Source organism: Campylobacter hyointestinalis subsp. lawsonii (assembly GCF_013372165.1).
Taxonomy (GTDB): Bacteria; Campylobacterota; Campylobacteria; order Campylobacterales; family Campylobacteraceae; genus Campylobacter; species Campylobacter lawsonii.
The window spans coordinates 376,014-399,510 of the sequence record NZ_CP053828.1 but is presented as its reverse complement, the minus strand read 5'-3'; the positions used below and the strand labels follow the sequence as shown (position 1 = coordinate 399,510).

Here is a 23,497-nt window from a genome sequence, read left to right as displayed (position 1 = left end):
TATCACTTCAAAGCTGGAGTTTTCTCCAGCTTTTTAAATTCTAAATTTGCTTATAAAATTAATGCAATTCTTGCAAAGCCAAAGTCTTGCAAAATAAATCAAATCTTTTTATCGCCTTTATAATAACCAAAAATTTCGCTTGAGCCATCTTTTTTCATCAAGATTACAGGATATGTCTCATCTATCCCTTGCTCCATTCCAGGACTTCCCATAGGCATACCAGGGGCAGAAATTCCTATCACGTCAGTAGGTTTATTTTCTAAAAGCCATGCTACAGCACTACTAGGAACATGTCCTTCGATAGCGTAACCACCAATAACGCCTGTGTGGCAGCTTTGATACTCTTCTTTGATATTTAATTTTTCTTTGATTTTTATAAAATCCTCACTAGCATGAGAGCTGATTTTATAACCATTTTTTTGCATGTAGCTTTCCCAAAGCCCACAACAACCACATGTTGGCGACTTATAAACATGAATTAGTCTATCTTGAGCGAACAAAGGTAGAGCTAAAGCAAAAACAAAAATATATTTTTTCATCGTTTTCCTTTTAAATTTTGATATCTTTAGAATAATGCTTTACGCATAAATGCTATGGTCAATATCAGCTAAAATATGAATATAGTCTTTATCGATTTCTACACTCATTTTACTAGCTGTTTGCAATATAATTTCCTTTAATCTAGCTTCTTGCTAAAACATTACGCCTATATTTAAGGCACCAAATAATGTGATATTTACAAAAATAGACATTGACTTATATTTTATCTCTTTCATAAAGTAAATTTTTAAGTATCCTTTTGCCTACTTCAACTCCTAGTTGATCATACGTATTTATACCTAGCATAAGCCCAACTGCGCTTGTAAGTAGCTCATAATAATACACTAAAAATCCGACATGCCACTCATCTAAAACATCTAGACTTATGGTATCAATACTGATATTTTCCCCAAGTAATGCTTGCATAGTAGATTTTGCTTGGGCATTAATGATATCGCCCATATAAAGCGAATTTGCAAAATCACAACTTTCTAAATTCTTTAGACTTAAATTTGGTACCAAAATAGCACTAGAATGATCTTTTAGTGTTATAAAAGTAACCGTTTTGTCTTTTACACCCTCCATTATAAGCTGTAAAAAAGAGTGCTGGTCCTTGCTTCCTATGAGTCCGACTGGAGTAAGTCCCACTCTTTTATAGCCACGTTTTTTTCCTAAACTCTCCGCCCAAAGTTGCACATACCAGTCGTTAAAACTTTTTAGTCTTGTGCTATAACTAAACAAAACATTTATTTTTGCATTTTTATGCGTTGCATAATGATACGCTTTTTGCAATATCGTATCATCGCCCTCTTCTAAAAACTGCTTTTTACAAGACAATGCACCATCAAGCATTTTTTTGGTATCTACACCACAAAGCTCAAGCGGTACAAGTCCGATAGCAGAAAGTACGCTAAAGCGACCTCCGACATTTTTTGGTATATTAAAAACTGCGATATTTGGTTTGGCATAAGCTTCTAGTTTGCTATCAACATCTGTAATAACTATGAAATTTTCAAAAGTTTTAGGTTTATATAAGTCCAAAATATATTTGTAAATACTTATAGGTTCTATAGTTGTTCCTGATTTACTAGAGAGAATAAAAAGAGTTTCGTTAAATTTAATATCTTTTAGCTTATTTTCTATATCAAACGGATCTAAGTTGTCTAAAAAAACCAAAGGAATTTTAGGACCTAGCATCTCATAAATCGCCTTGACACCAAGAGAGCTTCCCCCTACTCCTATCAAGACTACTTTTTTAAATTTGGTTCTATTTTTAAATTTAGAAATTTCATTTAAGATCTCATATCCAAAATCAGGAAGATGATAGTAACCTATCTCACCATCTTTTAGCTCATCATTCATACGTCTTTGGTATGAACTGATATTTTGCATATCTGATCTTGAAAATTTAAGCTCATTTATTACCATTTTCGCTCTCATAAAAGAAATTTGTAGCTTCTACAAATCCAGTCACACTTCCGCAGTCAAAGCGACGTCCTTTAAATTTATACGCCAAAACCATACTATTTTTAGCTTGTTTTAAAAGCGCATCAGTGATTTGTATTTCGCCGTTTTTACCAGGTTTTGTAGTTTCTATGATCTCAAAAATATCCGGAGTTAAAATATATCTACCGATTATAGCTAAATTTGTAGGAGCATCGCTTGGATCTGGCTTTTCTATCATATCATTTACCATTATTAGATCATCTTCGATAAATTTACCATCTACAATGCCATAGCTACTTACATTTTCTTTAGGTACTTCCATGACTGCGACTATACTACAACGGTATTTCTCATAGATTTCACTCATTTGAGCTAAGACATTAACCCCGTCTTCATTCACGCATAAATCATCGGCCAAAATAACCCCAAAAGCCTCATCTCCGACTAGGGTTTTTCCCGAGTATATCGCATTCCCTAATCCTCTCATCTCTTGTTGGCGCGTAAAACTAAATGTGCATGAGCTCATAAGCTCTCTGATCTCGCTTAGCATATATTCTTTATTTGTTCCTGCGATCTGATGCTCAAGCTCATAGCTTATATCAAAATAATCCTCCAAAGCCCTTTTTCCACGCCCTGTGACAAATGCCATATTACTCATACCAGCCTCTCTGGCCTCATCTACACCATAATGAATGAGAGGTTTTGTAAGGATAGGAAGCATCTCTTTTGGTAGGCTTTTAGTCGCCGGTAAAAATCTAGTTCCATATCCAGCAACCGGAAAAAGGCAGGTTTGTATCATTTTTATCTCCGTTTTTTCTAAATTTTATCTAACTTCTTTAAATTTAATCTTAAGAAACAACCCTACAAGGCGTTCCATAAGCAAGCTGTCCATTTAAGATATCTTTTAGTATCACGCTTGCAGCGCCTATAAAAATATCGTCTTTTATACTCACATTTTGGATAGCGACGCTACCTATCCCTATCCACGTTCTTTTTCCAACTTTTACGTTTCCTGCTAACGCAACTCTAGGGCAGATATGCGCAAACTCTCCTATGACGCAATCATGCTCGACCACTGCTCCTGAGTTTATGATAGCCCCATCATATATAAGCGCATTTGCATTGATAATAGCACCAGGCATAACCAAAACACCTTTACCAAATTTAGCACTTGGGCTAATAATCGCACTTGGATGAATCAAATTTACTACATTAAAACCACACTCCAAAACTCTTTTTTGAAGCTTTTGCCTTATAGCACAGTTACCTATAGCTATAAAAATATCATATTTTGGAAGATCAGGGCTAAATTTAAACTCACTAGCATCATCTAAAAATATCACATCATCATAGCCATTTGCTTTAGCCACGTCCGCAGAAACCATTCCATGTCCGCTAAATCCATAAATATAAATTTGTTTCATTAGTTGTGTCCATTAAATTTTTGCGTAGTTGCCATACCTTCACGATTAACACCTTCTTTTTTTATAACTTTTTTTATAGTTAAAAGTGCTATTTTAAGATCAAGCATAAAGCTTAGATTGCTAGCATAGAAGCTGTCATATTCGAATTTTTTACTCCAGCTTATGGCATTTCTACCATTTACTTGTGCAAGTCCTGTGATGCCAGGACGCACACTATGACGAAGACGCTGAGCATCGCTGTATAAAGGTAAATATTCTACTAAAAGCGGACGCGGCCCTATGAAGCTCATATCTCCTTTTAGCACGTTAAAAAGCTGAGGAAGCTCGTCGATACTAAGACTTCTAAGCCTAGCCCCAAACTCACCTAGCCTTATCTCGTCACTCAAAAGCTCACCATTAGCATCTCTTTCATCGCTCATAGTTCTAAATTTATATATCTTAAATATCTTCTCATTTAGTCCAGGGCGACTTTGCGTAAAAATAACAGGACTTCCTAAGCGTCTTTTTATAGCAAAGAAAGCTATTATCATCACAGGACTTGTTAAAACGATAAGCACCAAAGCACCTAGAAAATCAAAAAAACGTTTAAAAAATAGCCTATACATCTATAAATTCCTTATAAACTTCCAAATATTTTTCTGCTATTATATGTTCGTCATATTGCCTTAAAACTAACTCACGCGCACTTTTACCCATACGACTAGCAAGCTCTTCATCATCTAGTAAAATTTCTATATTTTTAGCAAGAGAATGAGAATCTTTAGTGTTACAAACAAGCCCATTTATGCCGTTACTCACCGCTTCGATATTTCCAGAGCAGTTACTCACCACTGAAGGCAGACCCATACTCATAGCCTCTAAAACAGTACGTGGAAAACCCTCTTTATAGCTAGGTAAAACATAAACATATGAGCCTTTTAAGATCTCTTTTATATTGTCGCTCCATTTTAGCCATTTTACGTTTTTATTTTTCAAAAACTGCTCATCTGCACTACTTGGATTTCCTGCGTATCCATCACCTACAAAGACAAACTCGCAGTCTTTTCTGTGGCTTAAAATACCAGCTGCCTCATAAAACTCCCTTATGCCTTTATCCCAAAGTGCTCTGCCTACCATAAGTACGACTTTTTTATCACTAAGCCAAAAAGGCTCTACTAAATTTGGATCAAATTCAGAAGCATTTACACCGACACTTTTTATACGCCTTACTTTTGATTTATCTATAAGACCTTTTTTTATCATATAATCAGGATCGCTGTCATTTACAAAAATACAAGCATCGCTTATCTTAAATGCTCTTTTATAAAGCAACTCTATAATTTTTCTAACAATTAAAGTTTTGATATCATTGTGGATATAAAAGCTTCCAAGTCCTTCAACTAAATTTATGATAGTTTTTATACCTACTTTTTTTGCTGCCCATGAGCCAAACACATTTGATTTATGAGCTCCTGTTTGAAGCATATCTAAATTTAATGATTTTAAAACTTTTGCAAGGTCATTTGTGTCTTTATAAACCCGCATAGGATTTAGACTAGCTTTATCTATATCATACACGGCTGTTTTAAATTCACTCTGCACTTTGCTAGTATAAACGCCATCTGGAATGATCGCAAAAACATCATGCCCACGTGCTTTTAAAGCTCTCATTATAGGACTTCTAAAGTAATAGACGCTCATATCAGAGTGCGATAAAAAACCAATTCTTGCCATAGCTTAAAACCTTTTTTTATTTTTGACTTCGCAGCTGAGCCAAGCCCAGCTTTGCGATGAAGGGCTACGCCCTTTCAAAACCCCTAAAGTTATCTATCCGACTAACGCGGATTAAATTTAGGTTTTTAACCTTTTTTATTTTTACTTCACACATAAACTAACACTTTTACTGCTGTGCGAATAAACTTCTCCTATTTTTTGAGCCTATAAACTTTCGCGCTTGGGTCTAAAATGACTGGCTCAAAAATATTTGCGTCATAATCTTCAAGCACGAAAAGCTTTATATATGTAGAGCTAAACATCTCTTTATCCATTATCAAAAATCTACCATAATCAGCCATATATACGATATAAAACATTCCAGTATCATCTATATGATGAATATCTTTTTTAAGCGTTCCGTTCTCATCGTATTTTGTTTGTATGTATGTATTTGTTCTAAACGTTTTGCCGTTAAATGATATGTTAGTTCCGTCATTTGAGATTATGATGCCCTCACTTAAAATAATACCATCTTTGCCTTGTACAAATGAAGTTGATGGTATAAAAAATGGATCGCTAAACTCCTTACCGCTGATAAGATCAAGCCTTGAAAACTTTGTTACAACTGGGAAAATTTGGATCATACGATCTGGTAAATAATAGTAAATATCGCGACTTTTTGGAGGAGTAGTGAAATTTTGATCCCCTAAAGATAGCAGAAATTCATTTACATTAGGTATCCCAAAGTCTTTTAACATTCTATTTAAATTTGAGCTCTTATTTTTATCGCTAAAGGCTTTTTCTGTATATTCTACCTCAAGTCTAGCCATATTTGCCGAAGATTCTTGTGGCTTAGATAGAGCAAAACTCACGGCAAAGTTTTCACGCCCTAAATGTTTTCCGCCATCTATCAAAGTCTTTGTATCGCTATAATACCTAATCCCATATCCATAATCCCACCATGCAATAGTGTAATCCTCTCTATCTGCGATGTTTTTTAGCCTATCTAAAACCTTTACTTCGCTATTCATAAATACAGTAAGCGGTTTATACTCATAAATGTGTATCATACTTGGAATGATCGCAAAAAATACTGCTAGAAATAGTATCATCATTTTAGCGTCTTTTCTAAATTTAAAATAATACAGAGTATAAACTATCACAAAAATAGGCGCTAAAAGTTTAAATTCATCTAAAAACTCACCATTTATAAACTGCAAAAATGCTAAAATTACAAACGGCAAAAAACTAAAAATTCCGACTAAATAGAGTATAATCTTACGCTGCTTTTTGTCTATTTTTATCAAATTTAAAAAGTAAGATAGTATAAATCCAAACCCAAAAGCCATAAAAGGAACAGCATAAATAGTAAATCTAAGCCCGCCTTTTAAAGCCAAAAATCCAAGAGCAACCATAGGAAGCGTTATCAAAAATAGTCTATTTTTAAAGCAAAGCAGTATGTATCCTGCTAATGAAAGCAAAAATACAACCACGCTTCCACTTATCCTCTGTGCAAAAAGAATGGTATCTACGATGCCTGACTCCATTATAGTCTGATTTACGTTAAAATACTTAAACATCACGTCATCACTATCGCTAACACTTCTAAATATATAAAATTTAAGTTGAAACCAGATAGGATTTAGTCCGCCAAAAGCTACAAAAGCCCCAAATACGACTACAGCTACAATGAGCATAAATTTTAAATTTACTAAATTTGGCCTAAATCTAAAAATCACAAAAAGCACCAGTATAAAAATGCCTCTATAGATATACTCTATATTTGTTATGGCGACTATCATAAACAAAATAGCTTGATAGTTTAAAATATTTTTTCTATCAAAGATAAAAGTATAAAGTCCAAAAAATAGCGTAATAGCCGCATTTAAAGAGAAGCTTGATGGATACCACCAGCTATAAATAAGCATAGAAAACGAAGTGATCAAAAATGACAAGCTATCTTTTTTAATACTAAGTCTTATAAGCCCCCAAAAGATAAAAACAGGCATTACGATGATAAGCATATCAGTATCATAATACCCAGCCATAGTGCGGTTATAATAGCTATTTGCGATACTTGCTAGTAGTGCGGCTATAAACCCAGCTTTTATATCACCGATCTCTCTTGCGATGAGAATTATAGGTATAACCACAAGTCCGGCTAAAAAAACGCTTAAATAAACAAGTATGGTTTCTAGAGAAAATGGAGTTATTTTAACCAAAAAAGCACTTACTAAGCAAAGCGGAGCATCATAAAAGCTAAGATCATTTGGCTGATGAAATCCAGCTAAATAGTCCCTAGCGCCCTCTGCAAACGCATATCCGTCATTTGTGCTTATCATAAGCTCGTTGTTCCAAAAAAACTCAGCGTAATTACTGGCCCAATATGTCCATTCAAATCTACAAATCACGCTAAAAGCATATGCTAAAATAATCAATATAAATGTATTTGATCTAAACAGAGACAAAAAATTAACCAAGTTTTTCATACATATCCTCTAATTCTATAGTAAGCCGCTGGGCTATTTCTTTCTTATCAAAGAGTTTTGCTCTTATGATAGCGTTTTTTTCATAAATTTTCACCCAAAGAGGATCATCTAAAGCTTTTTGCATAGCTTTAGTAGTGGCGACTTCATCGTTTAAAGGAACTAAAACGCCCCATTTGTTATCTCCAAGTAGCTCTTTTGCGCCACTTTTATGTTCGCTTGAAATGACTAGTTTAGAACAAGCAAGTGCTTCTATAAGAGCGTTTGAGAAGCCTTCAAAAAGGCTTACAAAAACAAAAGCATAGCATTTTGACATATATTTATATGGATTATTGTCAAACCCTAAAAGCTTTACTCGGCCATTTAAATTTAGCTCATTTATAACGTTTTGTAGATGCTCTTTTAAGAGACCATCGCCTAGTATCAAAAGATCCTTATCGCAGTTTTTTAAATTTGCATAAGCTCTTATCAAAAGCTCGTGATTTTTACCTTTATCAAGCCTACCAACACTCAAAAAAAACGGCTTTGTTTGAGAAATTTCATCTTTGCTTTTTTCTTTTATCTCTTCTAAATTTAAAGCGTTGTATAAAACTCTCATTTTAGTAGGATTTATACCGAAATTATCACGTAAATCGTCTAAATTTCCTTGTGAATTTGGATAGATAAAATCAGCTTTTGGATAGAGCCATTTAAGCAGAGTTTTGCTTATACAACTTTTGAAATTTGGCACTTTATAAAGAACGCTAGGAGTCGAACACTCGTTCATCACAAGAAGTTTTTTATCGCCAAATACTCTAGCAAATCCAGCCACATAACAAGGTCTATTCATCCAAACAAAATGTAAATCAATACCCAAATTTTTACAAAGTTTTTTGTATTTTAGACCCAAAAAAGGAAGCTTTATAAGCTTCAAAAACCCATTTTCAAACGGCTTTGAACGCTCTAAAAAGTGTAGCTTTACACTACTTGGAATTTCATAAAAAATTCTATCATTCATCAAAATCAGATGGATTTCATACTTTTTTACAAGCTCTGTTAAAAGGTTGCTCACTACTCTTTCAGCACCGCCTCCTGCCATAGAATATATAAATACACTCATCTTTTTCATTTTTCACACTCTTTTATAAATGTTTGCCACTGATCTATGATATTTTCTATCTTAAATTGTGGTTTTCTCAAATTCGCATTTGCACTAAATTTGCTTAATAAATCGCTATTTTTTAGCATTTTTTCAAGCTTTAAGGCGTAAGCCTTAGGACTAAAATCTTCACTTATAAATCCGTCAAAGCCATCATTTATCAACTCTTTTGCCCCATTTGTAGGAGTTGAAATTCTAGCACAACCGTAAAATATGCTTTCTATTAAAACATTTCCAAGTCCTTCGCTTCTCGAACTTAAACTTAGAATTTTAGCTTTTTTATAAAGCTTAACAATGTCTTCTTTATAGCCTAAAAAGTCTATTTGCAAGCCCAAATTTAGAGCCATTTTCTTAAGATCTGCTTCTAAGCTTCCACTTCCTGCTACGCAAATTTTCCATTTTTTAAGTAAATTTTTATCTATCAAACTTAAAGCTTCAAAATAAATATCATAGCCTTTAACAAACTCAAGCCGCCCAACACTTAATATAATATCTTCTTTTTGTATATTTTCACCATTTTTAAATTCAAAAATCGGATTGTATATAATGGCTCTATTTTTGACAAATTTATAATACTCAAAATCAGCCTTACTAAGCACACTAAGTCCGCTAGCAAATCTATAGCTAAAATCCCTGATAAATCTCCAAATCCTAGACTTCAAAAGGTCGTGGCTAACGTGTTCTGTTATAATCAAATTTCTTTTCATAAACATAGTTGAAATTATCAAATTTATATTTGTTTGATCCATAAACGAGATGATGACGTCTGGTTTTTTACTTTTTATGAATTTTCTTATAGTTATAAATTTACTAAATTTAGATAAAAGACTTGTATTTTGATATATATTTAAATGTGTCTTTTTACACTTAAAATCATAAAGATGAAGATCTTCTTCAAAATACACTATTTCACAACTATGATTTATCTCTAAAAAAGCGTTACTTAAAGCTTGTAAAACCCGCTCAGCTCCACCATTTCTAATGGCTGATATAAAAAAAAGTATTTTCATTTTACGACTTCTTTTATCAAATTTTCCCACTCTTTAAAAATAGTTTCTAGCTCAAATTTATCTCTTTTAGATCTTGCATTTTCAACCAACCTTAGATCATATCCTAAAGCTATTTTGATCTTTTTAGCTAAACTTTGTGGCTCAAAATCTTCGCTTAAAAGACCATCAAATCCATCATTTATCAACTCTTTTGCGCCGCTTGTAGGAGTCGCCACCCTAAGGACATCGTAAAAAATCGCCTCTATAAAGGCATTTCCTAGCCCTTCGCTTCTTGAGCTAAGAATTAGAATTTTAGCTTTTTTATAGTAATCAGATATATTATTTACGGCTCCTTTGAACTCTACATTTAGCCCTAAATTTAAAGCTAATTTACATAAGCTCTCTTTATCTTCTCCATCGCCCAAAACAGCTATTTTCCACTCTTTTAGATCATCTTTTATCAAATTTAAACTGCGTAAAAATATATCGCAACCCTTTACTTTTATAAGGCGTCCTACAAACAAGATCAAATTTTCTTTTTCTAGTTTGGCATCAAAACCCTGTAAAAACATAGGATTATAGATTACTTTTGATTTTACAAAATCATAATGCCTTAAATCCTCTTTTGTAAGAACGACAAGAGCATCTGCAAGCGGATAGAAAATTCTTTTTAATATCTGCCATTTTATGCTTAGAAATTTATGATAACTATGCTCAGTTATGATAAGTCTGCTTTTTAAACCCAAATTTGCTGGTATCACAAGTAAATTCGTACTATCCATAAACGACACAACTAGATCAAATTTTTCATCTTTTATAAATTTTCTTATCCAAAATATCTTGCCAAATCTCTTTTTTAAATTTCCCCAAATTCCCTTGTCGCTTACGCTTAAACCCGGCTCTTTTAGCTTTACTTCATCTCCTAGCTCATAAAACGGCTTGTCGTTATCAAATTTTAAAAGAGTTACGTCAAAACATTGACTAAATTTATGAGCTAAAGTGCTAGCGACTCTCTCAGCGCCACCTGCTCTAAGAGTCGAGATGACAAATAAAACCTTCATAGGCTTCTCCTATTTTTGTTAAGTACTAGGCTAAATTTTCTCATCAAAACAGACATCTCAAATTTGTCAAATATAAAAAACAGACTCAAAGCATATCCGACCAAAAGCATAAAAAATCCATAAATTACAAATTTACTCCAAGTAGTTACCACAAAAAAGCTATGCATCACATATAAACAAGCTAAAATAAGCCCAAAAACAGAAACATTTCTTAAAAATACCGGATAAAATAGACTTATTTTTTGATTTAAATTTACTGCGGCATTTGGTATATCAAATAAAATTATTCTAGCCAAATATCCACTACTTGCGCAAATCGCGATAGAATAAAGCCCGAAATCTTTTATAAAAATCAGCTGAAAAGTAACAACACTAAAAGACATAATAAGATTTGCGATGGCAGGGCGTTTAAGCCTATTTGTAACCGTGTTTAAACTAAGAAGAGGCTGCATAGATGCTATAAAAATCACAGGTATTAAAGCGATGAGAGAAAGATTATAAATAAAACTTATCTCATAAGCAGTTTTAAAAGGTAGCCAAAGGGTATAAAATTCACTTCCAAGCACCACAAATACAGCTACTGGAGAGATACTTATAAAAGCCAACGTTTTTAAGCAAAACTTCACTTCGTTTATGAGATCATTTATACTTTGTTTTGAGTATAGCTCTATAAATTTAGGCATAAAAGTCGCGCCAACAGTACCTATAAATGACTCAGCTATCAAAATAGCAGCTTTTGATACAGAGAGAATTCCCATAGAAGATGCGTTTATAAAGATATTGCAAAGTAGCAAGTCAATGCCATTTATCAAAGTATGACTTAGCATATTAAAGCTATTCCAAGCTCCTGAGTTTATGAGCTTTTTAATCAAATTTAGCCTAAAATACTTCAGCCTAAACTTAAGCCCGGTTTGTAGTTTTTTTGTTATATAAATCGCGCTAATAAATACAAAAATCGACGCTAACAGTGCAGAAACCGCAGTGTAGTAGATCATCGGCTTAAAAATATAAAATAGCGCCACCAAAACAAACGCGAAAATCGCAGTCGAAATGGCATTTCTAAGCGAAATCATATAAAGCTTGTTTTTCACAAAAGCACTTATAGTTAAAACCGCGTTAAAAAGTCCTAAACAAAAATTTATAAAATAAAACGCCATAGTGAGCTTGACATCATCTACTAGGGCTTCTGAAACGTTTATAAACTCTTTTAAATTTAGTATAAAAGCAGAACAAACCACGCAGATAAAAATACAAAATATGAAATTTACAGAAAGAACAGATGAGTAGTATTTGTTTGCTCGTAAGAGGTTTCCTCTGTGGTATTCATACGCCACAAAGCGTCCTGCGACTGAGTTTATAATCAAAGTTAAGATATAGCCGTAATTTACAAATGAGTTTGCAAGACCTAAAAATCCATACGCTTCATCTCCTAAAACCTTTAAGATAAAAGGAGTTAAAAAGAAATTTATAAGCATCTGAAGACTGAAAACTACGATACTTGATATAAGATTTAAAGCCATTGCAAACCTAATTTTTAAATTTATAAACTCAAACGATTTTTATGAAAAACTTATTTAAGTTTTTTCTCCCACTCTAAAGCTGAGCTAATGATGAGCTCCAAATTCTCGCGAGTTGGCTTCCAACTAGTTTTATTTCTAAGCTTACTAGCGTCTGATATAAGCATAGCCGGATCGCCCTCACGGCGCGGGGCGTTTAATACTTTAAAATCCACTCCGCTGACTTTTTTAGCTGTTTGAATGACCTCTTTTACGCTAAATCCTTTGCCATAGCCAACATTAAATATATCACTATCATTTGTTTTTAGATACTCAAGTACCGCCAAATGAGCACTTGCAAGATCTTCTATATGGATATAATCCCTTATGCAAGTTCCATCTTTTGTAGCATAATCATTCCCAAAAATACTCATACTTTCTCTTTTTCCAACAATAGTTTGCACAGCAACCTTGACTAAGTGAGTAGCATTTGGATAGTTTTGACCGATAAGCCCATCAGAACTCGCTCCAGCTACGTTAAAATAACGCAAAATACCAAATTTAAAATCCCTATTTGCAAGTGCAGCGTCTTTTAAGATCCACTCTGTCATAAGCTTACTTCTGCCATATGGATTTATCGGATTTTGCTCACTTTGTTCATCAACTACGCCATTTTTTGGCTCCCCATAAGTAGCAGCAGTCGAGCTAAATATAAATTTACTCACGCCATATTCAATAGCTAAATTTATTAAATTTGCGGCGTTTGCCGTGTTATTTAGATAATATTTCAGTGGTTTTTGAGTGCTTTCAAATACTTCTATATACGCTGCAAAATGTATGATCGCTTCAAAATTACGCTCTCTAAAAATCTCCCTAAGGCTAGAAGTATCAGCTAAATCGCATTTTATAAACTCAAATTTCCCAACCTTTTCAAGCGTTATTAACGCCTCTTTGCTACCTGTGTAAAAATTATCTATAACAGTTATATTATGCCCGCCCTCTTCTAACAGAGCTTTTAAAACGTGAGAGCCGATATATCCAGCTCCTCCGGTTATCAAGATATTCATTTTTATCCTTTGTCTTTCTTTAAATTTAGCAGTTATTATAGCTAGTTTAGACTTAAATAGCCTAAAATAATTCACGTTTTAAGATTTTGCTTTGTTGCTGTTTTTGCCATACTTATCAAGAATTACAAAAATCAATAATAAATTTATTTATAAAATCGCTATTTGTTGCCATATCTGCTCTTCTATATTTAAATTTAGTCCAAATTTTATCTATTTAAACCATAGTTATGTATTCTACTACCTCGCCTTTTTTTAAGCTAGTTTTAGCTCGTAATAATACGGCTTTGTTGTTTAAATTTGTAACTATCGCCGATGAGCCTGATTTTTTAGCCCTTGTAGATATCTTTATAACTCCGTTTTCATTTGTCACACTTGCTGCGCTAAACTCTTCAAAAGGCGATTTTTTATGATAATCCTCTGCTAAAATCGCTTTAAATTTGTAGTTTTCTTTCACTCCAAGCAGTTTGTCTATAAACTCTCTGAAATAAAGAGCGCAAGTAACCATAGCCGAATACGGAAATCCAGGAAGTGCAAATATGTATTTTTCGCCTAGTTTTGCCACTTTTATATGACGACCTGGCTTAATAGTAGCCTTATTTACTACTAATTCAAATTCTTTTACAATATCACGCATAAAATCAAAATCCCCAACACTCACTCCGCCTGTCGTGATGATGAAATCCACACTTTTTAAAGTGTTTATAACGGCTTGTTTTATCAAGTCATGATCGTCTTTTATAATAGGCAATGTAATGACTTCGCAATTCATACAAGCTACCATATTTGCGATGGCGATATGGTTTGAGCTATGAATTTGAGCACTATTTTTAGGTCTCTCACCGATATCTACTATCTCACTACCGGTACTAAGAACAGCAACTTTTGGACGCAGATATACATTTACGTAGCTAATCCCAAGTTCGGCTAAAAGCCCAAGCTCTGAGTAGCCAAGTTTTGTGCCTTTTTTAATAAGAATATCATTTTTTTTGTAGCTTTCTCCTACTAGACGCACGGCAAAACCTTTTGTGACGCCTTGTAATATCTCTATATTTTCGCCTTCTACATTTACATTTTCGATCGGGATTATCGTATCGCTACCATCGCAAAGAAGAGCTCCTGTGAATGTTTTTAGACATTCTCCATTTTTTAAATTTATATTTTTGCTTTGCGAGCCCGCTGGAAGCGAACCTAAAATCTTTAGTTTTTTTAATTTTAGATCTTCAAATTTGATAGCGTATCCATCCATAGCCGATGTAGGAAATTCCGGATAGTCACGCTTAGCAACGATATCTTCACAAGCTATTCTATCTCTAGCTGCGCTAAGTGGAATACGCTCGATCCTATCCCACGCCACTGCCGTGGTTAATAGATCATTTAAACTTTCATCATAGCTTTTCATTTTTATTCCCAAGTATCATTTTTTGGGATTGTATCACAAGCTAAGTTAAAAAGCAAATTTTGCCTATCTTCTTTAAAACCTATTTTTTGATAGGTTTTAACTATTAATTTAATATTTTTAAATCAGAATAAATTTTAATATTTATTAAATAATTAAATTTAAGATTTTTTTGTAATGTTTAACTAAAACATTAATAAATTTAGATAAAATTTACCAAAATCAATTAAAGGATATAAGATGAGTATTTTCACAGACAAAATCCCTGCTAAGGGATATGCGTTGCTATCAAAGGATTCTAAATTTAGCTCTTTTGAATTCACTCGCCATAGCTTGGGTGATGGGGATATTTTGATTGAAATTTTGTATAGCGGGATATGCCATAGCGATATTCACACGGCTAGAGATGAGTGGGGCGGGACTATTTATCCATGCGTTCCTGGTCATGAGATAGCCGGACAAGTGGTCGCTGTGGGTAAAAATGTGAGTAAATTTAAAGTTGGGGATTATGCTGGGGTAGGATGTATGGTAAATAGCTGCGGAGAGTGCGATGCGTGTAAGGCTAGTATGGAGCAGTTTTGTGAGCGTGGTAAGACTATATATACTTATAATTCTAGCGATTGCTTTCATGGTGGTGAGAATACATATGGTGGATACTCTAATAATATAGTTGTGAGTGAGAAATTTGCTATCAAAGTGGCGAAAAATGCGCCATTAGATAAGGTAGCGCCACTTTTGTGTGCTGGGATAACTACATATTCGCCACTTAAATTTTCTAAGATAAAAGCCGGTGATAAAGTCGGTGTGGCTGGATTTGGTGGTCTTGGGATGATGGCTGTGAAATATGCTGTTAAGATGGGGGCTAGTGTTAGCGTATTTGCTAGAAATGATAAGAAAAAATCTCAAGCTATAGAGCTTGGGGTTAGTAATTTCTATACTACAAATGATAAAAATTTGGTTAATGAGAGATTTGATCTTATCATATCTACTATACCGACTAAGTATGAAGTGGGAGCTTATATAGATCTGCTTAAATATGGCGGAGAATTAGCTATTGTGGGACTTCCGCCTTATGAGGTAGCGCCTAGCATAAGCGTTACTGAGCTAGTGCATAAAGCTGGTAAAAAGGTATATGGCTCACTCATTGGTGGGATTAAAGAGACGCAAGAGATGATGGATTTTTCGCTTGAAAATGAAATTTACCCTGAAACTATAATAGTATCGCCATCGCAAATCGATGAAGTCTATGAGAGGCTTACAAATGGCTCTGGAGAGTTTCGCTATGTGATCGATATGAAGGCTTGATAAATGGCATTTATAATCATCTGTGTTGATATAAACTAGACTATTGCCCTAGTGCGGTTGTTTTTTGAATTTGCTACGTTGATTTTTGGCATTTTTAATATTTTTTTGATAGAATTACGCCAAATAAATTTAGGGTTTAAAATGAGCAAATTGATAATCGTAGAATCCCCGGCAAAAGCAAAAACTATAAAGAATTTTTTAGGCAATGAGTATAAAGTCATAGCTAGTAAAGGTCACATAAGAGACCTTCCAAAGTCGAGTTTTGGTATCAAAATAGAAGATGATAAATTTTCTCCTGAGTATAGGATTAGTAGCGACCACTCTGCAATAGTCAAAGAGATAAAAGAGCTTGCTAAGAGTGCTGATACCATCTATCTAGCGACCGATGAGGATAGAGAAGGTGAAGCCATAGCATACCATATCGCTATGGCGATCGGAAAGAAGCCTGAGTCGATGCCGCGTATCGTTTTTCACGAGATAACTAAATCAGCCATACAAAATGCACTTAAAAGCCCAAGAACGCTTGATATGAACAGCGTAAATGCTCAACAAGCTAGAAGGCTTTTAGATAGGATAGTCGGCTACAAGCTAAGTCCGCTTTTAAACGCAAAAATTCAGCGTGGTCTTAGTGCAGGACGCGTCCAAAGCTCAGCTCTTAAAATCCTAGTTGATCGTGAGCGTGAGATTAGAGAATTTAAACCTATTGAGTATTTTAGCATTGATACTAAATTTAAAAAAGACATTGAAGCTGAACTTATACAATTTGAAAATCAAAAGATAGAAAAACTTACTATTACAAACTCTGAGCGTGCAAATTTTATAGTAGAGCGTCTTAAATTTGAAGAATTTAGTGTAGATAATATCGAAAGCAAAGAGAGAAAAACTAGCCCACAACCGCCATTTATGACTTCTACTTTGCAACAAAGCGCGTCAAATCGTTTGGGCTTTAGTCCTAAAAAGACTATGATGCTAGCACAAACTTTATATGAAGGCGTGCAGACAAATAACGGATTTATGGGAGCTATCACATATATGAGAACAGATAGCTTAAATTTGGCCAAAGAAGCAGTTGAGTCTGCAAGAAAGCTCATAAAGAGCGAATTTGGAGATAAATACTTACCATCAAAAGCTCAAATTTACGCTACTAAAAGCAAAGGAGCGCAAGAAGCTCATGAGGCTATTCGCCCTACAAATTTGAGCTTTACTCCAGAGATTGCGGCTAAGTTTTTGGAAAAAGATCTGCTAAAACTTTATACTCTCATTTATAATAGATTTTTATCGTCTCAGATGAGTCCTAGCGTATCTATGCTTCAAAGCGTATTTGTTAAAAGTGCAAGTGCAGTGTATAAAATATCTGGTAGAAAAGTCATATTTGATGGATTTTATAAAGTTTATGGCGATCTTGATAAAGATAAGATCTTGCCAAATTTAAATGTTTCAGATAGGCTAGAGCTGCAAAATATAAAATCACAAAGTCATTTTACCGAACCACCTAGTCGCTACTCTGAGGCCGGACTTGTAAAAAAACTAGAGAGCTTAGGTATAGGAAGACCATCTACTTATGCGCCTACTATTTCGCTTTTGACAAGCCGTGATTACGTAAAAATAGAAAAAAAGCAATTAATCCCAAATGATATCGCATTTACTATAACTTCAGTATTAGAAGAGAATTTTAAAGATATTGTAGATAGTGAATTTACTTCTAAAATGGAAGAAAAACTTGATGATATAGCCGAAAATAAAGCTGATTGGCAAGAGGTTTTATCTAACTTTTATCGCCCTTTTATCAAACAGATCGATGAAGGAAAAACAAATATAAAAAGCCAAAAAGTAGCCGAGCCTATAGGTGAGAAATGCCCTGATTGCGGTGGAGAACTAGTCAAAAGAAAAGGTAGATTTGGCGAGTTTATAGCTTGTTTGAATTTTCCAAAATGTAAATATAGCAGAAACCTAGCTAACTCTAATAAATTTGAAAAAAAAGAGCCGTCTAAAATCGGCGTTCAATGCCCTGATTGTGGCGGAGAATTGGTCGAGAGAATTAGCAAAAAAGGTAAATTCTATGGCTGTTTAAACTACCCAAAATGTAACTTTATAAGCAGATACAAACCGACTGGAGAAAACTGCCCTAACTGCGGTAAGCCTATGGTCTTAAAAGAGCTAAAAAAAGGCAATTTCAAAGAGTGTCCCCAGTGTAAATTTAAAAAAGAGGTAAGTGATGATGAATAAAGTAGTAATGCTCTGTGCGATATGTAATGTTAGTAGTGGCAACTGCCCTGAGGATTGCGCGTATTGTACTCAAAGCGCTCATGTAAAAGCTGATATAAATAGATATAAACAAAAGAGCATAGAGCAAATTTTAAAAGAGGCCAAAATGGCTAAGGCTAATAAAGCTCTTGGCTTTTGCTTGGTTACTAGCGGTAGGGGACTTGATGATAAAAAGCTAGAGTTTATATGTGAAGTGGCTAGAGTTTTGCAAAAAGAGGTACCCGAACTGCTGCTGATAGCTTGTAATGGAAGTGCTAGTTATGAGAGTTTAAAAGAGCTAAAAAATGCTGGAATTTTCAGCTATAATCACAATCTTGAAACAAGCCGTGAATACTTCCCTAAAATCTGCTCCACTCATAGCTGGGATGAGAGATTTCAGACAAATTTAAATGCCAAAAGAGCGGGGCTTGAGCTTTGCTGTGGCGGGATTTATGGTCTTGGTGAGAGCAATGAAGATAGGATAAGTTTTAGAAACTCATTAAAAGAGCTAAATCCTTTTACAAGTCCGGTAAATTTCTTTATCCCAAATCCCGCTTTGAAAATCAAAGAGCCAAAACTTAGTGCCGATGAAGCTCTAAGACTGCTTAAAGATACAGCCAAAGCCTTGCCAAATACCCGCATAATGGTAGCTGGCGGTAGAGAGGTAATCCTTGGCGATAGACAATATGAGATATTAGAAAATGGAGCTAGTGCCATTGTCGTGGGCGATTATCTTACTACTAGTGGCGAGATTGCTAGTAAAGACATAGCAGAGTTAAAAAAACGAGGCTTTGAGTTTGCAACACAGTGCCACTAACGAACTCTCTATTTTGCTGGTTTTGGCGTTTATAATCTTTATATCGCCATATTTTTCGAAAATCTCTAAAATACCTATCGCTCCTATAGAGATCATTTTAGGAATTCTTTTTGGCTTTTTTGGTTTTATCCCACAAAGCGAACTGTTTCGAATAGTAGCAGAGGTGGGATTTTTTTATCTAATGTTTTTAGCAGGAACAGAGATAGACTTAAAATCATTTTTTAAAATCGAAAAAAGTGTTATAAAGCTAGTTCTTTCTTATATAGCTATACTTTATATCTTAGCAGGACTTCTTAGTATATTGATATCTCCAGCATTTTTGGTCGTAATAGTAGTACCGCTTATGTCTGTTGGGATTTTATCTACTCTTTTTAAAGAGTATGGCAAAAACGAGCCTTGGTTAAATTTAGCTATGATAACAGGAAGTATAGGCGAAGTCATAAGCATAGTTATAATAACTATGGTTGGTGCTTACGTAGAGTTTGGGGATAACGCACAATTTTATAATAGCATATATTATTTTATCCTTTTTATGGTGCTTTGTGTGCTTGGATTTAAGGGGCTTGAAGTGCTTTTTTGGTGGTATCCAAATTTAAAAGTGCTACTTATGCCTCATTATGATAAAGATGAAAAAGACATAAGACTTTCTATGGCGCTTTTCTTTGCGACTGTTGCTGCGATGATCTATTTAAATTTAGAAATAGCTTTTGGGGCATTCATCGCAGGTAGCTTTATAGCGACGTTTTTTGACCATAAAAAAGATCTTCCTCATAAGCTTGGTAGCTTTGGTTTTGGTTTTTTAGTGCCTACGTTTTTTGTCTATATAGGCTCGACTGTGGATTTAAAATCTCTGTTTATGCCCGGTGTTCTAAGCAACGCATTTTTGATGCTTGTATTTATGACTATTATAAGAGTTGCTTCTAGTGTGATATTTTTAAAACGTTTAGGAAGCTTTGATTCTTTGCTTTTTGGGCTTTCTTTATCTATGCCACTCACTCTTCTTATCGCCACTGCAACGATAGCATATAATGCTGGAAATATCAGTCAAGAGCTGTATTTTTCATTTATTTTGGCAAGTTTATTTGAGGCGATAGTAGCTTTGACAATGATAAAATTTATATTCTTTCTTAAAAGTAGGCTTAAAGGATAACTTTAGTGTGTGATAATGAGCTTCTTTAAATAAAATTTGGATAGAATTAAACGAAAATTCAAGTTAAAGGATTGAAATGAGCAATACCGTAACACTTACTGATAATAGAAATGGCAAGAGTTATGAGTTTCCTATATTAGATGGAACTAAAGGACCTAGCGTTATTGATATCTCTACGCTTTATAAAGATACTGGTATGTTTACGTTTGATAGGGGCTATACTAGCACTGCTATGTGTAGATCAGCTATCACGTTTATAGATGGTGAAAAAGGTGAATTGATGCACCGCGGATATGATATAGCGTGGTTAGCAGAAAATAAACTTTATCTTGATGTTGTTTATCTTTTGCTAAATAAACATCTTCCAAGCCCAGAAGAGCTAGAGTCATTTAGACGCGAACTAAAAGAAAGAAGCTTTTTAAATGAAAAAATGCTAAAGCTCTTTGATTGTTTCCCTGATAAAGCACATCCTATGGCAGTTCTTCAAGCAAGCGTCGCTACTATGAGTGCTTACTATAAAAGAGATATGAACTTTGATGATATGAAAGACTATATGGAACTTGCGAAGCGTTTAGTGGCTAAAATTCCTACTTTTATAGCGTTTCATTATCGTTATACTCGTGGCTTTCCTGTGATTTATCCGGATTTGGATCGTGGATTTACTGAGAACTTCTTATATATGTTAAGAGCGTTTCCACATAATAAAGTCGATCTAAGACCTATCGAAGTAAAGGCTTTTGATACTGTTTTGATGCTGCATGCTGACCATGAGCAAAATGCCTCTACTACTACTGTTAGAACTGTGGGCTCTACTCACGCTCATCCGTATTCTTGTATAAGTGCTGGTATAGGTGCGCTTTGGGGTCATGCTCATGGCGGTGCGAATGAAGGTGTTATAAGACAACTTGAGATGATAGGAACTCCAGATAGGGTTGATGAGTTTATTAAAAAAGCAAAAGACAAAAACGATCCATTCCGCCTAATGGGCTTTGGACATAGAGTTTATAAAAACTTTGATCCACGTGCTAAAGTGCTAAAAGGATTAAGAGATAAACTTATAAATGAGATAGGAATAGACAATAATCTTATAAAAGTTGCAAGTAGGATAGAAGAAATAGCGTTAAATGATGATTATTTTGTATCAAGAAATTTATATCCAAATGTTGATTTCCATAGCGGACTTATCTTAAAAGCTTTAGGAATTCCAAATGAGATGTTCGCAGCTATCTTCGTTATGGGTAGAGTTCCTGGCTGGCTTAGCCAATGGATGGAGCTAAAATCTCAAGATAGTATAAAAATAGTTCGTCCAAGACAACTCTACGTTGGACCTACTTGCCCTCCTAAAGATTAATGAAAGAGCTTACTGATATCGCACTTCTAGCTGCTAAGGCGGCTGGAGATGCGATTTTAAAGCATTATGGCAACTACAACTTAACTTTTAAAAATGATAGATCGCCTCTTACTAGTGCTGATCTTGCTGCAAATGATGCTATATTTTCATATTTAGAAAAAACAGGCATAGATATCTGCTCTGAAGAGCGAATTTTAGAGTATGAAAAAAGGGATAAGAGTTCGAAATTTTGGCTTATAGATCCACTTGATGGCACAAAAGAGTTTATAAGCAAAAATGGTGAATTTTGCGTTTGTATAGCTCTTATAGAATTTGGAAGACCGGTCTTAGGCGTGATATATATACCTTTTAGCAACGAGATGTTTTATAGCTCTGGTAACTCTAAAGTCTATAAAAACGGCTTTTTAATCGGTGAAAATTTGATACCAAATAACTCTTTGATATCTGGAAGTCATAGTTATTCGCAAAATACTCAGACATTTGCCGATATGTTTAAATTTGATATTGTAAAATGCGGTTCTGCTATGAAATTTTGTCGTTTAGTAGAGGGCAAGGCTAGCATTTATCCAAGATTTTGCAACTCATCTATCTGGGATATTGCAGCTGGTGATTTTTTGCTTTCTCAAAGCGGTGGCAAAGTCGTCTCTATAGAAAACCATAAAGAGCTCAGATATGATAATGAAAATCTTAAAAATGGTTATTTTTTAGCAGTAAATAAAAACCTTGTGCCAAATTTAAATTCCTACCTTAAATTTATCCAAAATATCACTAGTTAAGATTTTTTAAATTTAGATTCATTTAACTTCAAACCAAAAACCATTTATGTTTCCATTTTGTTTCTAAGTGTAGTTAAAATTGCACTACAAATCAAAGGAGACAATATGTTAAAAAAAGCAATTTGTGCGGTTTTGGTTGGTACTTTAGGACTAAGTGCAGCCGATAAATTAATGGGTCAAGGTGCTACTTTTCCACTTCCTATCTACAAAGAGTGGAGCAAACTTTACTATAAAACTACAAAAAACGAAGTAACTTATAATGGTGGTGGAAGTGGTAAAGGCATAAGTGCGATAACAGATAGAAATGGTGACTTTGGCGGAAGTGATTCACCGCTTAAAACAGATGAGCTAAAAGAAAAAGGTCTATTACAATTCCCTGCTATCATCGGTAGCGTTGTTTTAGCTTATAATATAGAAGGCATAAAAGATGGCGAACTCAAGCTATCAAGCGCCGCTGTTGCTGGTATATTTTCAGGCGAGATAACAAAATGGAACGACGAAATCATAGCAAAAGACAATCCAAATTTAAAACTTCCAAATGAAACGATAACGCCTGTTGTTAGAAGTGATTCTAGTGGAACGACTTTTAATTTTACTAGCTATCTTTCAAAAGCAAATGAAAGCTGGGCAACAAAATACGGCGCTAATAAAACTATAAATTGGGGTGCTAAAGTCGTACCGGCAAATGGCAATCCACTTGTTGCAAGCTCTATAAAGCAAATTCCTTATTCTATAGGCTACATTGAGTATGCTTATAAACTTTCAAGCGGACTAAACGTGGCTACTTTACAAACAAAAGACGGCGATTGGGCCAAAGCTACTCCTGAAAATTTCGCAAAAGCAGCGGCAAATTCAAACTTTAGTATAAAAGAAAACTTTTATGATATTTTGGCATATTCTGCTGGAAAAGGGAGCTATCCTATCGTAGCAGCTACTTTTATTTTACTACCTAATGATAAAACTGAAAACAATAAAAAGGTAGTTAAATTTTTTGAGTGGGCATTTAGTGATGAGAGTGCCAAAGCTGCTGCGAAAAAACTCGGCTATGAGCCACTTCCAAATGAAACTGTGGCTATGATAAAAGAATATTGGAAAATTAATAAAATAAAAGAATAA

20 protein-coding genes and 1 pseudogene are annotated in these 23,497 nt (G+C 34.4%); 7 read left to right on the top strand and 14 right to left on the bottom strand.

What is annotated here, in order from left to right:
• Positions 1–98: 98 nt before the first annotated feature.
• The 14 genes and pseudogenes from CHLWT_RS02080 to CHLWT_RS02015 all read right to left on the bottom strand — a co-directional run bounded on the left by CHLWT_RS02080 (position 99) and on the right by CHLWT_RS02015 (position 14,741).
• Complete coding sequence (locus tag CHLWT_RS02080; RefSeq protein ID WP_111969341.1) at positions 99–539, bottom strand: DUF411 domain-containing protein; 441 nt, start codon at positions 537–539, stop codon at positions 99–101.
• Positions 540–590: 51 nt separating this feature from the next.
• Positions 591–729: pseudogene (locus tag CHLWT_RS02075) on the bottom strand (transposase); the annotation flags it as partial.
• Positions 730–756: 27 nt separating this feature from the next.
• Positions 757–1,968 (bottom strand): glucose-6-phosphate isomerase, encoded by a 1,212-nt coding sequence (locus tag CHLWT_RS02070; protein ID WP_112000458.1) that lies wholly within the window; start codon positions 1,966–1,968, stop codon positions 757–759.
• Entirely contained in the window at positions 1,955–2,785 is an 831-nt protein-coding gene (gene galU / locus CHLWT_RS02065) for a UTP--glucose-1-phosphate uridylyltransferase GalU (protein ID WP_112000459.1), read from the bottom strand. The genes CHLWT_RS02070 and galU overlap by 14 nt, the downstream gene beginning before the upstream one ends.
• A gap of 49 nt (positions 2,786–2,834) precedes the next feature.
• Positions 2,835–3,410, bottom strand: coding sequence for a UDP-N-acetylbacillosamine N-acetyltransferase (gene pglD, locus CHLWT_RS02060; protein ID WP_112000460.1), 576 nt, complete (start codon positions 3,408–3,410; stop codon positions 2,835–2,837).
• A complete protein-coding gene (gene pglC / locus CHLWT_RS02055) occupies positions 3,410–4,015 on the bottom strand; it encodes an undecaprenyl phosphate N,N'-diacetylbacillosamine 1-phosphate transferase (RefSeq protein WP_063998624.1) in 606 nt (201 codons plus the stop codon). The genes pglD and pglC overlap by 1 nt, the downstream gene beginning before the upstream one ends.
• On the bottom strand, positions 4,008–5,123 hold the full coding sequence (gene pglA / locus CHLWT_RS02050) for a N,N'-diacetylbacillosaminyl-diphospho-undecaprenol alpha-1,3-N-acetylgalactosaminyltransferase (RefSeq protein ID WP_112000461.1): 1,116 nt from the start codon (positions 5,121–5,123) through the stop codon (positions 4,008–4,010). Before pglA ends, pglC begins: the two co-directional genes overlap by 8 nt.
• Positions 5,124–5,314: 191 nt before the next feature.
• Positions 5,315–7,594 carry an STT3 domain-containing protein gene (locus CHLWT_RS02045; protein WP_112000462.1) on the bottom strand — a complete coding sequence of 760 codons (2,280 nt, stop codon included), beginning with the start codon at positions 7,592–7,594 and terminating at the stop codon, positions 5,315–5,317.
• Positions 7,578–8,699 (bottom strand): N-acetylgalactosamine-N,N'-diacetylbacillosaminyl-diphospho-undecaprenol 4-alpha-N-acetylgalactosaminyltransferase, encoded by a 1,122-nt coding sequence (pglJ, locus tag CHLWT_RS02040; RefSeq protein ID WP_112000463.1) that lies wholly within the window; start codon positions 8,697–8,699, stop codon positions 7,578–7,580. The genes CHLWT_RS02045 and pglJ overlap by 17 nt, the downstream gene beginning before the upstream one ends.
• Entirely contained in the window at positions 8,696–9,739 is a 1,044-nt protein-coding gene (locus tag CHLWT_RS02035) for a glycosyltransferase (protein WP_112000464.1), read from the bottom strand. Before CHLWT_RS02035 ends, pglJ begins: the two co-directional genes overlap by 4 nt.
• Positions 9,736–10,779 (bottom strand): glycosyltransferase, encoded by a 1,044-nt coding sequence (locus tag CHLWT_RS02030; protein ID WP_112000465.1) that lies wholly within the window; start codon positions 10,777–10,779, stop codon positions 9,736–9,738. The genes CHLWT_RS02035 and CHLWT_RS02030 overlap by 4 nt, the downstream gene beginning before the upstream one ends.
• The gene (locus CHLWT_RS02025) at positions 10,776–12,299 is read right to left on the bottom strand and encodes an oligosaccharide flippase family protein (protein WP_112000466.1); all 1,524 of its coding nucleotides are present in this window, start codon (positions 12,297–12,299) and stop codon (positions 10,776–10,778) included. The genes CHLWT_RS02030 and CHLWT_RS02025 overlap by 4 nt, the downstream gene beginning before the upstream one ends.
• A 50-nt stretch (positions 12,300–12,349) precedes the next feature.
• Complete coding sequence (galE, locus tag CHLWT_RS02020; protein WP_112000467.1) at positions 12,350–13,342, bottom strand: UDP-glucose 4-epimerase GalE; 993 nt, start codon at positions 13,340–13,342, stop codon at positions 12,350–12,352.
• A 214-nt stretch (positions 13,343–13,556) separates the two neighbouring features.
• Entirely contained in the window at positions 13,557–14,741 is a 1,185-nt protein-coding gene (locus tag CHLWT_RS02015; RefSeq protein ID WP_112000468.1) for a molybdopterin molybdotransferase MoeA, read from the bottom strand.
• 237 nt (positions 14,742–14,978) lie between these two features.
• Between CHLWT_RS02015 and CHLWT_RS02010 the strand changes: the two genes are divergently transcribed.
• The 7 genes from CHLWT_RS02010 (at position 14,979) to pstS (ending at position 23,497) form a co-directional block, all read left to right on the top strand.
• The gene (locus tag CHLWT_RS02010; protein WP_112000469.1) at positions 14,979–16,043 is read left to right on the top strand and encodes an NAD(P)-dependent alcohol dehydrogenase; all 1,065 of its coding nucleotides are present in this window, start codon (positions 14,979–14,981) and stop codon (positions 16,041–16,043) included.
• A 141-nt stretch (positions 16,044–16,184) separates the two neighbouring features.
• Positions 16,185–18,269 (top strand): type I DNA topoisomerase, encoded by a 2,085-nt coding sequence (topA, locus tag CHLWT_RS02005; protein WP_112000470.1) that lies wholly within the window; start codon positions 16,185–16,187, stop codon positions 18,267–18,269.
• Complete coding sequence (locus tag CHLWT_RS02000; protein ID WP_244948786.1) at positions 18,262–19,104, top strand: biotin synthase; 843 nt, start codon at positions 18,262–18,264, stop codon at positions 19,102–19,104. Before topA ends, CHLWT_RS02000 begins: the two co-directional genes overlap by 8 nt.
• Positions 19,085–20,254 (top strand): cation:proton antiporter, encoded by a 1,170-nt coding sequence (locus CHLWT_RS01995; RefSeq protein ID WP_063998643.1) that lies wholly within the window; start codon positions 19,085–19,087, stop codon positions 20,252–20,254. Before CHLWT_RS02000 ends, CHLWT_RS01995 begins: the two co-directional genes overlap by 20 nt.
• Positions 20,255–20,330: 76 nt before the next feature.
• Complete coding sequence (locus CHLWT_RS01990; protein WP_111949193.1) at positions 20,331–21,605, top strand: citrate synthase; 1,275 nt, start codon at positions 20,331–20,333, stop codon at positions 21,603–21,605.
• Positions 21,605–22,381: a 3'(2'),5'-bisphosphate nucleotidase CysQ family protein gene (locus tag CHLWT_RS01985; protein ID WP_112000471.1), complete on the top strand. Its 777-nt coding sequence runs from the start codon at positions 21,605–21,607 to the stop codon at positions 22,379–22,381. Before CHLWT_RS01990 ends, CHLWT_RS01985 begins: the two co-directional genes overlap by 1 nt.
• A gap of 105 nt (positions 22,382–22,486) precedes the next feature.
• The gene (pstS, locus tag CHLWT_RS01980) at positions 22,487–23,497 is read left to right on the top strand and encodes a phosphate ABC transporter substrate-binding protein PstS (RefSeq protein WP_112000472.1); all 1,011 of its coding nucleotides are present in this window, start codon (positions 22,487–22,489) and stop codon (positions 23,495–23,497) included.

Bases quoted from the DNA above. Each gene is read 5' to 3' on its own strand.
- CHLWT_RS02080 (WP_111969341.1), bottom strand. From the start codon at position 539: ATGAAAAAATATATTTTTGTTTTTGCTTTAGCTCTACCTTTGTTCGCT.
- CHLWT_RS02070 (WP_112000458.1), bottom strand. From the start codon at position 1,968: ATGGTAATAAATGAGCTTAAATTTTCAAGATCAGATATGCAAAATATC.
- galU (WP_112000459.1), bottom strand. From the start codon at position 2,785: ATGATACAAACCTGCCTTTTTCCGGTTGCTGGATATGGAACTAGATTT.
- pglD (WP_112000460.1), bottom strand. From the start codon at position 3,410: ATGAAACAAATTTATATTTATGGATTTAGCGGACATGGAATGGTTTCT.
- pglC (WP_063998624.1), bottom strand. From the start codon at position 4,015: ATGTATAGGCTATTTTTTAAACGTTTTTTTGATTTTCTAGGTGCTTTG.
- pglA (WP_112000461.1), bottom strand. From the start codon at position 5,123: ATGGCAAGAATTGGTTTTTTATCGCACTCTGATATGAGCGTCTATTAC.
- CHLWT_RS02045 (WP_112000462.1), bottom strand. From the start codon at position 7,594: ATGAAAAACTTGGTTAATTTTTTGTCTCTGTTTAGATCAAATACATTT.
- pglJ (WP_112000463.1), bottom strand. From the start codon at position 8,699: ATGAAAAAGATGAGTGTATTTATATATTCTATGGCAGGAGGCGGTGCT.
- CHLWT_RS02035 (WP_112000464.1), bottom strand. From the start codon at position 9,739: ATGAAAATACTTTTTTTTATATCAGCCATTAGAAATGGTGGAGCTGAG.
- CHLWT_RS02030 (WP_112000465.1), bottom strand. From the start codon at position 10,779: ATGAAGGTTTTATTTGTCATCTCGACTCTTAGAGCAGGTGGCGCTGAG.
- CHLWT_RS02025 (WP_112000466.1), bottom strand. From the start codon at position 12,299: ATGGCTTTAAATCTTATATCAAGTATCGTAGTTTTCAGTCTTCAGATG.
- galE (WP_112000467.1), bottom strand. From the start codon at position 13,342: ATGAATATCTTGATAACCGGAGGAGCTGGATATATCGGCTCTCACGTT.
- CHLWT_RS02015 (WP_112000468.1), bottom strand. From the start codon at position 14,741: ATGAAAAGCTATGATGAAAGTTTAAATGATCTATTAACCACGGCAGTG.
- CHLWT_RS02010 (WP_112000469.1), top strand. From the start codon at position 14,979: ATGAGTATTTTCACAGACAAAATCCCTGCTAAGGGATATGCGTTGCTA.
- topA (WP_112000470.1), top strand. From the start codon at position 16,185: ATGAGCAAATTGATAATCGTAGAATCCCCGGCAAAAGCAAAAACTATA.
- CHLWT_RS02000 (WP_244948786.1), top strand. From the start codon at position 18,262: ATGAATAAAGTAGTAATGCTCTGTGCGATATGTAATGTTAGTAGTGGC.
- CHLWT_RS01990 (WP_111949193.1), top strand. From the start codon at position 20,331: ATGAGCAATACCGTAACACTTACTGATAATAGAAATGGCAAGAGTTAT.
- CHLWT_RS01985 (WP_112000471.1), top strand. From the start codon at position 21,605: ATGAAAGAGCTTACTGATATCGCACTTCTAGCTGCTAAGGCGGCTGGA.
- pstS (WP_112000472.1), top strand. From the start codon at position 22,487: ATGTTAAAAAAAGCAATTTGTGCGGTTTTGGTTGGTACTTTAGGACTA.